This is a genomic window from Klebsiella sp. BIGb0407 (assembly GCF_024807845.1).
Taxonomy (GTDB): Bacteria; Pseudomonadota; Gammaproteobacteria; order Enterobacterales; family Enterobacteriaceae; genus JGM124.
Genome location: NZ_JANUEQ010000001.1, coordinates 442,121 through 456,256, shown reverse-complemented (window position 1 = coordinate 456,256; position 14,136 = coordinate 442,121). Strand labels below are relative to the sequence as shown.

General features: G+C 49.8%; 10 protein-coding genes. 8 read left to right on the top strand and 2 right to left on the bottom strand.

Translation table 11 applies throughout. The features are described from left to right. From M2387_RS02155 to M2387_RS02145, 3 genes are read left to right on the top strand one after another with little or no spacing between them, the layout of a single operon-like run. A complete protein-coding gene (locus tag M2387_RS02155) occupies positions 1 to 1,167 on the top strand; it encodes a transporter substrate-binding domain-containing protein (protein ID WP_259046871.1) in 1,167 nt (388 codons plus the stop codon). Next, complete coding sequence (locus tag M2387_RS02150; RefSeq protein WP_259046870.1) at positions 1,157 to 1,795, top strand: ANTAR domain-containing response regulator; 639 nt, start codon at positions 1,157 to 1,159, stop codon at positions 1,793 to 1,795. The genes M2387_RS02155 and M2387_RS02150 overlap by 11 nt, the downstream gene beginning before the upstream one ends. A 30-nt stretch (positions 1,796 to 1,825) precedes the next feature. Next, complete coding sequence (locus M2387_RS02145) at positions 1,826 to 3,577, top strand: nitrilase-related carbon-nitrogen hydrolase (RefSeq protein WP_259046869.1); 1,752 nt, start codon at positions 1,826 to 1,828, stop codon at positions 3,575 to 3,577. A gap of 50 nt (positions 3,578 to 3,627) precedes the next feature. Here the strand turns inward: M2387_RS02145 and M2387_RS02140 are convergent, their stop codons facing one another. After that, positions 3,628 to 4,734 (bottom strand): nickel/cobalt efflux protein RcnA, encoded by a 1,107-nt coding sequence (locus M2387_RS02140; protein ID WP_259046868.1) that lies wholly within the window; start codon positions 4,732 to 4,734, stop codon positions 3,628 to 3,630. 121 nt (positions 4,735 to 4,855) lie between these two features. On the opposite strand from M2387_RS02140, the gene rcnR reads away from it, so the two are divergent. After that, positions 4,856 to 5,128, top strand: coding sequence for a Ni(II)/Co(II)-binding transcriptional repressor RcnR (rcnR, locus tag M2387_RS02135; protein WP_259046867.1), 273 nt, complete (start codon positions 4,856 to 4,858; stop codon positions 5,126 to 5,128). Between the two features lie 91 nt (positions 5,129 to 5,219). Here rcnR and M2387_RS02130 read toward each other — a convergent pair whose 3' ends face one another. Further along, positions 5,220 to 5,609, bottom strand: a complete 390-nt coding sequence (locus tag M2387_RS02130; RefSeq protein WP_259046866.1) for a hypothetical protein — start codon at positions 5,607 to 5,609, stop codon at positions 5,220 to 5,222. A gap of 374 nt (positions 5,610 to 5,983) precedes the next feature. Between M2387_RS02130 and M2387_RS02125 the strand changes: the two genes are divergently transcribed. The 4 genes from M2387_RS02125 to melB all read left to right on the top strand — a co-directional run bounded on the left by M2387_RS02125 (position 5,984) and on the right by melB (position 14,069). Next, complete coding sequence (locus M2387_RS02125; protein ID WP_259046865.1) at positions 5,984 to 7,060, top strand: LacI family DNA-binding transcriptional regulator; 1,077 nt, start codon at positions 5,984 to 5,986, stop codon at positions 7,058 to 7,060. Positions 7,061 to 7,203: 143 nt separating this feature from the next. Beyond that, the gene (locus tag M2387_RS02120) at positions 7,204 to 10,275 is read left to right on the top strand and encodes a beta-galactosidase (RefSeq protein WP_259048247.1); all 3,072 of its coding nucleotides are present in this window, start codon (positions 7,204 to 7,206) and stop codon (positions 10,273 to 10,275) included. A 289-nt stretch (positions 10,276 to 10,564) separates the two neighbouring features. Beyond that, positions 10,565 to 12,679 carry an alpha-galactosidase gene (locus M2387_RS02115; RefSeq protein ID WP_259046863.1) on the top strand — a complete coding sequence of 705 codons (2,115 nt, stop codon included), beginning with the start codon at positions 10,565 to 10,567 and terminating at the stop codon, positions 12,677 to 12,679. A gap of 43 nt (positions 12,680 to 12,722) precedes the next feature. Then, complete coding sequence (gene melB / locus M2387_RS02110; protein ID WP_259046862.1) at positions 12,723 to 14,069, top strand: melibiose:sodium transporter MelB; 1,347 nt, start codon at positions 12,723 to 12,725, stop codon at positions 14,067 to 14,069. The last annotated feature ends 67 nt before the right edge of the window (positions 14,070 to 14,136 follow it).

Below are 14,136 nucleotides of genomic sequence, written 5' to 3'. Positions count from 1 at the left end.
ATGGCGTCAGATAACCCTATCAATATTGGCCTACTTTACTCATTCAGTGGCGTGACGGCGGCTCAGGAGCTTTCCCAGTGGCGTGGTGCCACTCAGGCAATCGTTGAAATTAATCAGCGCGGCGGAATTAATGGCCGGCCTTTGCAGGGTATCCACCTCGATCCCCAGTCTGATAATAGTCAGTTCAGGGCATTGGCTGAAAAGCTGATCGTCGAGCATGGGGTGAAGGTTATTTTCGGGGGCTATACCTCAAGCAGCCGCAAAGCCATGTCGCCGGTGGTGGAAAAATATCGCCGCCTGCTGTTTTACTCCCAGCTGTATGAAGGATTCGAATTTTCAGAAAATATTTTCTACGGTGGCGCCGCACCCAATCAAAACTGCCTGCAGCTGGCTAATTATCTGACGGGTAAGTTCGGCGCGCGGGTCTATCTGATTGGCTCCCGGTATGTCTATCCCTATGAATGTAATCGCAATATGCAGGCGCTGATATTACAACATCATGACGGCGCGGTGATTGGCGAACGCTATCTTGATCTCAATGCTTCCTATGAGTCATTCCTTCCCGTGGTGGAAGAGATAAAAAAGAAACAGCCCGACTTTATCTTCAGTACCGTGGTGGGTCAAACCGTGCCCTATCTCTATCAAGCCTACCTGGCCGCCGGGCTGGATCCGCAGTGTATGCCGATTGGCAGTTTGAACACGTCCGAAACCGAAATTGCCATTATGGGTATTGATGCGGCTCGCGGCCACTATAGTTCAGCGCCCTATTTTCAGAGTATCGACACAGTCTCCAACCATCAGGCATTGGCGCAGTTTCGTCATCAGTTTGGTGAGGGGCTGAGCACCGATATGAACTGGGAAGCCACTTATAGTCAGGTCCACCTGTTTGCCAGTGCGATGACTGAATGTGGTAGCGACGATATGCAACCACTTTCTGAAGCATTACGCGGCAGTCAGTTCGATGCTCCCCAGGGGCGTATTCGCATTGATAAACTTAATCAGCATACCGGGCTCTATCCACGCATTGGTATAGCGAATTCAGAGGGCCAGTTTACTCTGGTTCAGGAAGCCCGTCGTATGGTTGAACCCGACCCTTATATGACCAATCAAATCCAGGGTGACTGGACAACCAAGCTCACGGCAGTGGGGTTCTCCCATGGCTCATGAACATAAAAGATTCAGTGCAGCAGCACTGTTACTGAGTCGGGGGATCCGCTGTGTCGTGTTACACCCTAATGACGAAGACGGCGAAACGCTAACCAATCATTTAAGACGGATGGGGTTTAAAGTTCAGGCTTTCTGGCCGATTCCGGATGAACTTCCCGATGACACGGATCTTATTTTTTACGCGCTTCAGTCGGATGACCCGTCTCCGGATGTCTCCTGGTATAAGCCTGCAAAACATGCGCTTATTGCGGTTATTGCCTATGAAAACCCGACCTTTATCGATCAGGCTCTGAATATGAATGCGGGAGCATCCATCACCACACCGGTCAGAGCTTCAGGGCTGCTGTCAGCGATGGTTTTTGCCTTACATCATTCGCGTCAGCAGCGCTTGTTCCACGACAAAATTGAGCGCCTGGAAAAAAAGGTGCTGGGGATCCGTCAAGTCAGCGAGGCGAAAGCGATTCTGATGCGGATGCACAATATCGGGGAAGAACAGGCCTACGAAATATTGCGCCATCAGGCGATGGATAAACGCATCAGTATTGAAGAGATCTCAGGTTCTTTAATTCAGGCTAATGAAATTCTGGCATGGACAACGCCGCCGGATTCCGGCCAGCGTAAGAATTAAAACCTTTACTTTCTAGCTGTGAGGATAACTATGTCTGATGCTCTCTTTCTTTGCGCCGCGGTTCAGTTTGAGCCACGGATGTTTGCTAAACAAGATAATATAAACCAGCTACTGACTTTGGTGGAGGACGCTGCCAAAAACGGGGCGAAACTGATTACCACCCCGGAAATGGCCACTACCGGCTATTGCTGGTTTGATCGGGAAGAAATCAGCCCAATGGTCGAAACCGTACCGGGCCCCTGTACCGATAAATTTGGTGAGATAGCAGCGCGTTATCAGTGCTATATCGTGCTCGGTCTGCCTGAGACTGCCCCTGAGACTCGGCTTTACTACAACAGTGCAGTACTGATAGGTCCTGAGGGGGTGATTGGCTGCCACCGTAAAAGCCACCCTTATATTTCTGAACCGAAATGGGCGGCCGCTGGTGATACCGGACATCAGGTATTCGACACGCCGATTGGCCGCATCGGTATGCTGGTTTGTATGGATATCCATTTTCCAGAAACCGCCCGCCTGTTAGCGCTGGCAGGGGCTGATATTATCTGTCATGTCAGTAACTGGCTAGCGGAACGTACACCCGCGCCCTACTGGATTAGCCGCGCGATGGAGAACGGCTGTTACCTGATAGAAAGTAACCGCTGGGGACTTGAACGCGGCGTTCAGTTTAGCGGCGGTAGCTGTATCATTGAACCCGATGGTAAGATTGCGGCAAGCCTTGATAAGGGCGATGGCGTCGTTTATGCCGAGATAGACTTGGCGCGAGTCCGGCAAAAAACCGTTCTCGGCCATTCCCTTGCGACTTTACGTAAACCGACTCTCTATCAGGAACTACTGAGCGACAGTTTTTTATGGAATCCGCAAGATTTCTTCGGGCTTTATGGTTATAAACCCCTGCCAGCGGGAAGAAAGAGCACTATCTCAGTGGCACAGTTCTCGCCACATTCGACAGTTGAAAAAAATGTAAAGCAAATTCAATTCATTGTCGAAAGAACGGTCACAGAGCAGAGTAGCGAACTGATCGTTTTTCCTGAACTAGCTCTGACAGGAACGGCTACGCCGGTTGCGAATGCGCAGAGCATCGACGGACAGGCTATTTCCACACTGGTTGCTCTGGCGATGCAATTCAGAGTCTGGCTGGTTATCGGTTTTGCTGAAACGGATAACGGTAAATACTTCAATAGCCAAGTGTTACTGGGGCCTGAGGGAATAATTGGTTGCTACCGACAAATACATCTGTCCGCAGAAATGCAGTCCTGGGCTGAATCCGGTCACGAGTTTAAATACTATGACATCCCGGCAGGAAGAGTCGGTTTACTGCTTGGGCAGGACGCATTACTTCCGGAGAGTGGCCGTATTTTAGCTCTGAAAGGCTGCGATATTATCGCCTGTTCTGCCAATATCTCCTCCGGGTTTACCGGCGCTCATCCCGGCAGTGCAATAATCCAGAACTACCCGATACCCACAGGTCCGGACCCGCTTCACTGGCATCTGTTTCGCACCCGTGCCGGAGAAAACAATGTCTGGCTGGCCTTAGCCAATACCTTAAGCGGTGCTGAGGGTGGATTCAGCGGCATTTTTGGACCTGAGACCTTTAGCTTCCCGCGCCAGGAACAGGTTTTATTTCAGCAAGCCGCCTGTCTCAGTCAGAAAATTGACACTGCCCCTGTTGGCGAGAGTCACTACCCCACTAATGTAGTGCGCCGTAAAGATCTGGTCGCTATGCGCCAGCCTCATCACTATAAGCTTTTACTGACCGCTTTTCCGGGCCTGCCAGAAAGATAGTCATAACGCTAAATAAAGCCTGTTTTATACAGGCTTTATCCACGAGTTAATCAGCTGGCGATACCCAGATAGCCGTGGATCCCCATATAAATACCCACACAGGCGATAAGCGCGCTGGAAAAGTACGGGGCTCTTTTGGCTATTTTATTAAAACCACTCCAGCGTTTTGCAACCTGACGCACGCTTATCGCCGCACCAACTCCCACGGTGACCAGGGTCAGAGCCAGTCCGATGCTGAAACACACCACCAGCGTGGCACCCAGGGTTAAAGCTTTAAGCTGAATACAAATAAGCAGTACGGTAATCGCCGCCGGACAAGGTATTAACCCGCCCGTCAGGCCAAATAACAGGATCTGCCCGTTGGTCACTTTTTTATCAGTAAAACGGCGTTTGATATCATGAGCATGTGCCAGCTCGTGCGCATCCTGATACTCCTTCGAATGGATATCCAGCCCTACCAGCGAGGCGTGATCATGCTCATGAAACGAAAGTGCATACTCGTGGGCATGACCCCGATGACCCAACGAGAGACGAACATCAAAATCATGAGGTTCAGGAATAGCTAACCTGGATTCCAGGTAAGTTCCTTTATCGACGAATTCAAATAGCTGTGAATAATCCGTGTTTCCCCTTGTTGTCACCAGGGAAACATCACCCGCAACCCACTTTTGTCCCCGGACACTACGCAGCCGCCAGTGCGGTGCTTGCCCTTCCTCGTAAATCGATAACTCAACCTGACCATGGCCGGTATCAATCAGACGTGATTCATCATGATGATGGTGCTGTTCCTCTTCACGCATCGATTCAAGCCAGTTTTTCTCACCGCGCCAGGTTCGCCAGAACATCCAGAATGCGGTTCCCAGAATAATGACCGCAGACACCAACTGTAGCCAGGGTTCGGCAGATTCAGCGGTGAATTTGTTGCTGATATACATGCCACCGAATGCAATTAACCAGACAATCGCGGTATGTGACAGCGTCGCTGCCAGCCCCAGCATCACCGCCTGCCGCACGGTTCCTTTAATGGCGATAATAAAAGCCGCCATCATGGTTTTGGAATGCCCGGGCTCCAGACCATGCAGAGCGCCGAGTAAGATGGCGCTGGGGATGAAAAACCAGGCATTTCCTTGCTGCAACAGCGTGGCAAAATCGCTCATGATAATAATTCTTATTTGTGAATGGAGGTTTAATTCTACTCCCCCCCAGTACAATATACTACCCCCCAGTAGATTGAGGATGATATGATCCGGACAATTTTTAAGTCTGTGAGGTTCCAGCATGTCGCATACCATTCGGGATAAGAAAAAAATTATCGCCCGTACCAATAAAATCCAGGGACAAGTTGCCGGGCTTAAAAAAATGCTCGATGAACCCCATGAATGCTCTGCAGTTCTGCAGCAGATTGCCGCCATACGCGGAGCGGTAAATGGATTAATGCGCGAAGTGATTAAGGGGCATCTCACCGAACATGTTGTTCATGAAAGTGACGAACAAAAGCGTGAAGAAGACCTTGATGTGGTGCTGAAGGTGCTGGATTCTTATATTAAGTAATCGATTCGATTATACGGTTAAAACGCTGAAAACATGCGTTCAGAAATTCAGGAAAAATTATTCCCCCCCTATTTTTTCTGTATAAACAATTTCATAGCATATCAACAATAAGCTTCTGACTTTCATTATCGCCTGGAAGCTCATTGGATTTTCCTGAGTAATAGAGTATTAACCAGTAAATAATCATATTCATCAGTAATTGCGTTTTAAATCTGGATACAGCTATAACTTTCGCTATTTTTGGTGTTAGCCGATTAGATAATAGCGGTAAAAAGGACATTAAATGCACGGTGCGGTGATCCACCTTCTGAAGCATTAAACCGGTATAGATATCTTTAAAATTTCCTTTCTTTGAGTCTGAAAAATATCGCCATAACAGGTCTTTTGCTGGCAGTTGCTTGTATTTGAGAAACCAGTCGATGGTTTGTTGCTCAAGTTTATCGATCAACGAATCCAGCTCAATCTGGGATAACTCGTGCATTTCATGCTCCATTTGCGTGTGTGTCTAATCAAACCGCGATAGAACTGACGGTTCCCGGCATCATCGTTCTGATGAAATCATTATGATACGCAATGCAACATTATGCAATATTGTGATTGGTTAGATGTCAGATTGTGCTCTATTAGGTGCTTTTTGATTTTCTGGATTAGCGTTTTTCTTTATGTATACGGCTAAGCGATCTTAATTTTCGGCTGTTTATGAGAGTTGCGTCACAAGCAGTCAGAATAATTTGATTACTCATAGGGATCTAAGCCTCCCACTGTGCACCGCCCCGGACAAATGCTATGATATTTCACGCGATTTTCGCAGTCTGATAACTATAACCGACACGTAAAATGACAAGGAATTCCGCCATGAAACCGAAGTCTGCAACCCTTTATGATGTGGCTGAGCATGCCAGCGTTTCTTACCAGACTGTCTCCCGGGTGATTAATCAGGCGGCGCATGTTTCTGAGAAAACCCGGCTCAAGGTTGAAGCGGCGATGAATGCGCTGAACTATATTCCTAACCGCATGGCGCAGCAGCTGGCCGGGAAGCTGACACATACTCTGGGCTTTGCCACCAGTAATCTGGCCCTGCATGCTCCGTCACAAATTGTCGCTGCGGCAAAGTCACGGGCCAGTGAACTGCAGTTTAGTGTCGTGATATCGATGACCGAACAGTCAGGGCTGGAGGCCGCTAAAGCCGCCGTCAGTCAGTTACTGTCCCAGCGTGTCGATGGCATTCTGGTCAATATTCCGATGGAAGATGAACAGACTCAGGAAATTGTCCAGCTTTGCGGATCTATTCCGGTACTCTTCCTGGATTCCTCTCCTTGTTCTGAAATGCACCATATTATTTTTGACCCACAGCTCGGTGCGAAGCTGGGCGTTGAGCATCTGGTTGAGCTGGGGCATCAGAAAATAGCCCTGCTTGCCGGTCCACTCAGCTCTATCTCCGCCCGGCTCCGTTTTGAAGGCTGGAAATCTGAACTTGCCGGTCACCAGGTAGTCCCGATGGCCGTTATGCACGGTGACTGGAGCTCGCTGTCCGGCTACCAGCACGTTACGCAACTGCTTAACGAAGGCATTATCCCCACCGCAATTCTGGTCGCCAACGACCAGATGGCGCTGGGTGCATTACGCGCACTTTCCGAGTTCGGTCTGCCCGTACCGGGTGCTATCTCGGTGGTGGGTTATGATGACACTGAAGACAGCGCCTGCTTCACCCCACCGCTGACCACTATCAAGCAGGACTTTAAAAACCTTGGCAAAGTGAGCGTGGAACGTCTGCTGGCGCTTATCGAAGGCGAAGAGACCGTATCCGAGCTGCTCCCCGTCAGCCTGATTGAACGCAAGACCACCGATAAACCACAAGCAAACGCCGTATCCGCTCAGCATCTGGCGGAAGAGCTCACCCGTCTTGCTCGCCAGGTCGCCCGCCTGAAATAATTTTTCCTGATTGCCCCGGGATCGGGGCAATTATTGTGAATACCATCACCCTCTACCGTAATGATGCTTTACAAACGTCAGGTATCCTCGCATAGTAGTTAAAATTGTGAGCGGATAACAAAATTACTGAAGGAACCTGAATGATGAGCCAAAGACCTCTCTCATTAGCCGCCGTACTCGCCCGCCGTGACTGGGAAAACCCGGCCGTCACCCAACTAAATATTCTGGCAGCACATCCGCCGTTTTCCAGCTGGCGGATAACGGCGGATGCCCGGAACGATACACCATCAAAGTCGATCCAGAATTTGAATGGACGCTGGAAGTTCAGTTATTTTACTCAGCCAGAACAGGTTCCGGAAAACTGGCTGGAAAACGATCTGGAGAGCGCTCACAATATAGACGTTCCTTCTAACTGGCAGATGGCCGGTTATGATGCACCAATCTATACCAACGTCACCTACCCGATCCCGGTTAATCCACCCTTTGTGCCAGAAGAGAATCCAACCGGCTGTTACTCGCTCACATTCAATGTTAACCCGGACTGGCTTGCTAGCGGACAGACACGTATCGTCCTTGATGGCGTCAACTCGGCCTTCCATCTTTGGTGTAATGGTCAGTGGATAGGTTACGCCCAGGACAGTCGCCTGCCGTCAGAATTTGATCTCAGTCAGGTACTGGTAGCGGGTGAAAACCGTCTTGCCGTAATGGTGCTGCGCTGGAGTGATGGCTCCTATCTTGAGGATCAGGATATGTGGCGCATGAGCGGTATCTTCCGCGATGTCACTCTGTTGCATAAACCTGATACCCATTTGGCCGATATCCAGATAAACACCCGTCTTAATGATGATTTTACCCGCGCAACATTGGAAACACTGGTAGTAGTCGAGGGTGATATCAGCGATACGGACAGGGTTGAAGTCCAGCTATGGCTCGGTGACAGTCTTGTTGCTCAGGCGGAACAAGCAATTGAAAGCGATATTATCGATGAGCGTGGCCGTTACAACGATCGCACCACGCTGCGTCTGCCTGTAGATAATCCCGCGTTGTGGAGTGCCGAGATACCGACACTTTACCGTACAGTGGTCGCGCTGAAACGCGGTAAAACCGTTATCGAAGCGGAAGCTTATGACACCGGCTTCAGAACCGTTAGCATCAGTAACGGCCTGCTGACCATCAACGGTAAGCCGCTGCTAATCCGTGGTGTTAACCGTCATGAACACCATCCGGATAACGGTCAGGTGATGGATATTGAGACCATGCGTCAGGACATTCTGTTGATGAAACAGAATAACTTTAACGCAACACGCTGCTCCCACTACCCTAATCATCCCCAGTGGTATCGCCTGTGCGATTATTATGGGCTCTATGTCGTCGATGAAGCCAATATCGAAACTCACGGTATGGTGCCGATGAATCGCCTGAGTAACGATCCGCGCTGGCTGCCCGCCATGACCGAACGCGTCACGCGTATGGTACAGCGTGACCGTAACCATCCGTCGATTATCATCTGGTCTCTGGGCAATGAGTCGGGTCACGGTGATAACCATGATGCTCTGTACAGCTGGATCAAATCTAATGACCCAAGCCGCCCGGTACATTATGAAGGCGGCGGTGGTGACAGCGCAGCGACCGACATTATTTGCCCGATGTATGCGCGCGTCGACGAGGATCAGCCCTTCCCACAAGTCCCTAAATGGTCGATTAAAAAATGGGTCGGTATGCCTGGTGAGTCACGCCCGCTGATCCTCTGCGAATATGCCCATGCCATGGGGAATAGCCTCGGAGGTTTCCATAAATACTGGGAAGCCTTCCGTCAGTATCCGCGTCTGCAAGGTGGATTTATCTGGGACTGGGTCGATCAGTCGCTGAATAAACGTGATGAAAACGGTCAGACCTTCTCGGCCTATGGCGGGGATTTTGGCGACACGCCAAACGATCGTCAGTTCTGCATGGATGGTCTGGTCTTTGCCGACCGCACACCACATCCATCCTTGTATGAAGCTCGCCACGCCCAGCAGTTCTTCCAGTTCCGTTTACTGCCGGACAATCAGCTGGAAGTCACCAGTGAATATCTGTTCCGTAGTACTGATAACGAGCAGCTCGTCTGGGACGTTAAACTGGATGGTGAAACGCTGGCCAGTGGTCATGTGACACTTAATATTGCGCCTCAGGGTCAGCAAGTTATTAGCCTTGATTTACCTGATATTACCCGTAGCGGTCAGGCATGGCTGAATATCGAAGTCCACCAGAATGCAGCCACCATTTGGAGTGAAGCCGGCCATATCTGCGCCCATGAACAGTGGCAGTTGCCGGGAGTATTATCCGATACGACGGAAGTGGCAGAGGGTAACGTCCCGGTTCTGACAACCACTGATACTTACTATCAAATTCAGCATGATGACCAGCAGTGGCAGTTTGACAGAATCAGCGGCCTGTTGACTCAGTGGACTAGCAAGGGTGAGAACCTGCTGTTGACTCCATTACTGGATCAGTTTACCCGCGCCCCGCTGGACAATGATATTGGCGTCAGTGAAGTCACACGCATTGACCCTAATGCCTGGGTAGAGCGCTGGAAAGCCGCCGGACATTACCGGATGCAAAGTCGTGCCATCAGTCTGCATGCTGATGCCCTGGCACAGGCCGTGCAATTGCGTTCAGTACACCACTGGGTGGCAGACGGTAAGTTACTGTTTATCAGTCGTAAAACCTATCTGATTGATAATCAAGGTGAGTTACAGATCAACGTTGATGTCGATATTGCCCGCGGAACCCCTGCTCCGGCACGTATCGGCCTGACCTGTCAGCTGGCAGAATTCGAGTCTCAGGTGAGCTGGTTAGGTTTAGGTCCGCATGAGAACTATCCTGACCGCCTTCATTCCGCACGTTTCGATCTCTGGCAGCGTCCGCTGGCAGATATGTACACTCCTTATGTATTCCCGAGTGAAAACGGCCTGCGCTGTGGAACCCGCCGTCTTGACTACGGTAATCACCGCTGGAGTGGCGACTTCCAGTTTAATCTGAGCCGTTATGGTCAGACACAGTTGCGTGAGACTTCCCACCGTCATCTGCTGGTTGAAGAGCCTGGTACCTGGCTGAATATCGATGGTTTCCATATGGGTATTGGCGGTGACGACTCCTGGAGTCCGAGTGTCTCACCTGAGTATCTGTTACAAAAACAACACTATCACTACAGCCTGCGCTGGGCTCGTCGCTAATTTAACAACATTTCCCCTCAAACGGCGGCCATCTGAGCCGCCGTTTTCCCTTTTATAAAGACCATTTCACCTGTAAGCCTGAAATAATTGAAAACCGCTCACATATTAAAACAATCTATATATATCAAGGCGGTATTATTATTGTACTTACAATTAATTAATTAAAAACTCCATTTTTGTCGAAAAAAACAAAACTCCTAACAATTTTTGAGTGAGCGGTCACAATTACATTTTGTAATGGCTGTTAATATCTCTGCCATCATCAGGCATTTATTAACAGGACGATGTGATGGAACCAACGCGCTTTCTCTCAGGAAACACTTCTACTTTGTGTATCGATCCCGCTAACGGCGGAGAGATCCTTTACTGGGGACGTAAACTTGCCCCAAGTCCAGGCGCTAAACTTGCGCTGAGTCGCGCGGTACCTTATGGGCGACTGGATACCGATACCCCCGTATCTCTGATGGCTGAAAATGGTAGGGGTTTATTCGGAAGTCCTGGAATTGAAGGACAGCGTAATGGCAAGCACTGGTCACCTGTCTTCACTATCAGCAAAATAGAAGAAACTGCCGAGGGCTTAGAGATCCACAGCGAAGACACCGCTGCGGGCTTGCGCGTTACCTCACACCTGCTGTTTGACCGCGACTGTGATGTCATCAGACTCAGCCACACCCTGACAAATACGGGTGATACAGCCTACGATGTTTCCCGTCTGGCTATCACTCTTCCCTTACCGGAACGCGCCAGCGAGTGCCTTTCCTTTTACGGTCGCTGGGTCTATGAATTCCAGCAACATCGTCATTCATTAATTCACGGTGGTTATCAGCAGGAAAACCGCCGGGGTCGCACCTCGCATCAGCATTACCCGGCACTGGTCACCGGAACGCCGGGCTTTGGTGAAAACCACGGCGAAGTCTGGGGAGCCCATCTTGCCTGGAGCGGTAACCATCGCATGCGCATCGACGTTAAAGCCGATGGCCGCCGTGTTCTCCAGGGCGAAGCGCTGTATGTCCCGGGAGAAATCGTCTTGCAGGCCGGAGAAAGCGTGACGACTCCCCTGCTTTACGCCACCTGGAGCGGTCGCGGCCTGAATGGTATGAGCCAGCAGTTCCACAACCATATTCGCCGTCAGCTTCTCAGCTTCAGCTCAGATAAACCTCGCCAGGTGCATCTTAATACCTGGGAAGGGATCTATTTTGACCATGACCCACAGTACATCATGGAGATGGCAACTCAGGCCGCACAGATGGGCGTTGAGCGTTTTATTATCGACGATGGCTGGTTCCTTGGCCGCAACGATGATAAAGCCGCATTGGGCGACTGGATTGTTGATGAGAAAAAATACCCGCAGGGACTGGAACCTGTCATTGCCCATGTCCTGAAACAAGGCATGACTTTTGGGCTGTGGGTTGAGCCAGAGATGATCAGCAAAAACTCCGATCTCTACCGTCAGCATCCTGACTGGTTACTACAATTGAGCGACTATCAGCAGCCGATTGGTCGTAACCAGTACGTATTGAACCTGTGTAACGATGAGGTCTTTAATTATCTGTTTGAACGCCTCGATACTCTGCTGAGCCGCTACAAAATCTCCTATCTGAAGTGGGATATGAACCGAGAAGTCGTCCAGCCCGGCCATGAGCAACGCCCGGCACAAACTCTCCAGGTGGAACGCGTCTACGCCCTGATGGCCGCATTACGAGCGAAGCACCCGGACGTGGATATTGAGTCCTGTGCTGCTGGCGGCGGGCGTATCGACTATGAAATTCTGCGCCATGTTCAGCGTTTCTGGCCGTCAGACAATAATGATGCCCTTGAGCGTCATGCTATCCAGCGCGGCTTCAGCTACTTCTTCCCGCCGGAAGTGATGGGCGCGCATATCGGTGCGAAAAAAAGCCACTCTACCCGTCGCGTTTCGGATATCCACTTCCGGGGTATTACCGCTCTGTTCGGTCATTTAGGCATCGAACTGGACCCGCTTAAAGCCTCCGATGAAGATAAAGCTGGCTTCAGCCGCTATATCGACATCTATAAAAAATATCGTCAGTTGATTCATGAAGGCACCCTCTACCGCCTCGATAGCGATGATTCTGCTGCACAGAGCATCACCTCTATTGTTTCTGCAGACCGACGTCAGGCGCTGGTGGCGGTTGCTCAACTGGCGATGCCAACCTGGGCGATGAGCGGTGCGCTTCGTCTGCAAGGACTGGATCCAGAGGTTACCTATCGCGTAAGCGTCATCGATTCGGCTGAAAACTTCCGCCATGGCATTGTCAGTACTCAGCCTGCCTGGGTAGCTGAAGGCGTTGAAGTCACAGGCGACTGGCTGCAACACGCGGGCCTGGCGATGCCGGTAATGGACCCTGAATCTGCTGTGCTACTGCTGGTTGAGGCACAGGATTAATCTTTTCTCTGAACTGATGTCTTAAAAAAAATAAAGGAAAAATATGAGTATCAGCAATACAAGTAAGCTCTCCTACGGTATCGGAGCGCTGGGCAAGGATCTTGCCTGTTCAATTATCTACCTCTATTTGATGTTCTATTATACCGACGTGGTTGGCCTTTCAGCGGCCTTTGTCGGTTCGCTGTTCTTATTCGCCAGGATCTGGGATGCCGTCACTGACCCGGTAATGGGGTTAATTGTTGATAATACCCACAGTCGCTTCGGTAAATTCCGTCCATGGATTTTAATCGGTACGATTATTAACTCCGTCGTGATGGTTGGGGTTTTTGTCGCCCATGAATTTACCGGCTTCTGGCTTTATTTTTATGCTTCAGTCTCTTATATATTATGGGGCATGACCTACACGATCATGGATATTCCTTACTGGTCAATGATCCCGTCATTAACCAAAGAGAAAAAAGACCGCGAAAAAATTGTTGTTATACCGCGTCTGTTCGCAAGCCTTGCCTGGTTGCTGATGGGTGCCTTTGGCCTGAAAGCAATTGAATGGCTGGGTAATGGCGACAGCGCCAGCGGTTTTGTCAATGTCAGCATAGTTATCGCGATTTTCTTTATTATCAGCGCAGTGATAACCGTCGTTAACGTTAAAGAAACTGTCGATGTAAAAGTCAGCAAGCCAAAAATCAGTTTCAAAGATATGATCAATATCATCACCAAAAACGATCAGCTCAAAGCCCTGATTGGTATCGTCCTGACCTTTAACATGGCGATGCAGTTGGCGGGTGGCTTTGCGATTTATTACTTTGCCTACGCAATCGGTAATAAAGATCTGTTCCCGGTATTTATGATGCTTTCAGGCGCTGCGGAAATTGCCGGACTGTTGCTGTTCCCGAAAGTCGTATCGAAATTATCACGCCCGACCGTCTGGCGTCTGGCTTGCCTGTTCCCGCTATTAAGCTGCCTTATCCTGCTGTTCTCAAGCATCTTTATGCCGGATAGTCATATTCTGGTTGGCCTCTCTGGTGCTCTGCTTAAGCTGGGTTCAGGCTTCTCGCTGGCGATGGCAACCGTTATGCTGGCTGACGTCGTAGACTACGGCGAATATAAAACCGGTATGCGCAGTGAAAGTATTATCTTCTCAGTACAGACTATGCTGGTAAAAGCGGCTGCTGCATTCGCAGGCTTCCTGATTGGTATGGGTCTGACGTTTATTGGCTATATTCCAAATGAAGTACAGAGTGCTGAAACTATATTTGGTATGCGCATATTAATGATCGGCATTCCATTTGTATTAGTCGCCTCAAGCTATTTAATTTACCGTCGCTATTACAAACTGAACGGCCAATATCATGATGATGTTATGGCTGCATTAGTTGAGAAACGTACTTAATTTTACTATCACTCCGGCAGTGTAATGCTGCCGGTAATGCCACTCTTTTAATAAATACAGCATGGAA